Source organism: Oleiphilus sp. HI0067 (genome assembly GCF_001635735.1).
The window spans coordinates 1-1,242 of record NZ_LWFI01001123.1 but is presented as its reverse complement, the minus strand read 5'-3'; the positions used below and the strand labels follow the sequence as shown (position 1 = coordinate 1,242).

The window sequence follows — 1,242 nt, the reverse complement described above, 5'->3', positions numbered from 1 at the left end:
TCCAGCAAATGCACTGAAGTCATCTCTAGAAATGATAGTCCGCCCGCCAATAATAATATCCGACACACTGACGGTAATAACTAGTGTTTCCTCTGGTAAGGTTTCAGCCAAAGATACAGGAAGATATATTTTTCCGTCCTGATTCAACACCTGAATGTCAGAACTAGAATTGATCATCAAGAAGAAAACCAAAATGGTAAAAATATCCATCAGAGAAACAAGATTCAACTTGCCGCCCGAATTAGCTGCTCTGCGTTTATGCCGCGCTATACGCTTTGCTTTGACCGATTGCTTCAAAACGATTAGTTCCCTCCAACTTCTGGGGCATCAGCAATGCCAATATCCGGGAACAACTCAGCATTAACCACATTACCCGCTATCACTTTAGGATATGCCCTAACAGCATCCATGACGTTAATAATTGTTTGGTAGGATGAATCGGGCTGAGCGAGTAATGTTATATCTCGCTTATCAGGAACACGTCTTTTCAGCTCTTGCATCGCCAAGCTTAGTGCCGAAAGATTCGGCAAGTTCTGATCTGTATTTTCTATGCGCTTGATAAGAGTATTTGCGCCCTCTTTTAGCTCAATAGCTGTTGGCAAGATCAGCACTTGGAAAGAAAGCTGCTCGGCATCAATGTCTTGCACCTGATCTGCACTAGGGAAGTTTAGCTCTATGATCGCAGTGTGCGAGAAAATAAGATTTATAAGCAAGATGGGAACAAGAACGATCATCAAGTTCATGAACGCCGTGATATCTAAATCGGCTTCTTGTTGAGACCATCTGTGACGTCGGATCATACTAATACAAACAATAGGAAGAATGTGTCTGTATTATAGGGAGTCACTGATTGCTATCAAGAACGGTGCGCACAAAACAATCTTTCGATTAAGAAGTATTATGGCGCACATCAAATAAGTTAGCTCTTTTTGTTTAATTGAGCTTTCCACTTCTCGGCATATAATCGATGCTCATAATTTCTTTGAAGTTCGTATATCTGAACATTCGGATTAGCTGGAGAATTATTACACACCACTTTCACGCCATGTTGCATCGCAATAAACTTCACCTCGTCTGGCGAGATTTGTAGATCACGCGCAGCAACCCGATACTCCTGGCGCGGATGATTGGGATTGCATAGTTCGCGAATTCCCCAGCGATCCATGGCCGGTTTGTATGCGCGATAATACTTCACATAGGACAAGTAAAATGCCAATCCGGCAATGAGCGCGACGCCAAATA

At 42.8% G+C, this 1,242-nt stretch carries 3 protein-coding genes; all 3 read right to left on the bottom strand.

Annotated features, from left to right (window positions below; all coding sequences use genetic code 11):
• Positions 1–297: biopolymer transporter ExbD (locus A3739_RS16345; protein ID WP_197472371.1), on the bottom strand; the 297-nt coding region annotated here is incomplete at its 3' end.
• A 5-nt stretch (positions 298–302) separates the two neighbouring features.
• Positions 303–800: a biopolymer transporter ExbD gene (locus A3739_RS16340; RefSeq protein WP_068473191.1), complete on the bottom strand. Its 498-nt coding sequence runs from the start codon at positions 798–800 to the stop codon at positions 303–305.
• Between the two features lie 119 nt (positions 801–919).
• On the bottom strand, positions 920–1,242 hold a 323-nt coding region (locus A3739_RS30000), incomplete at its 5' end, for a hypothetical protein (protein WP_197472370.1).

What these genes read in the sequence shown, in the direction of transcription:
- A3739_RS16340 (WP_068473191.1), bottom strand. Translation starts at nt 800, where the DNA reads ATGATCCGACGTCACAGATGGTCTCAACAAGAAGCCGATTTAGATATC.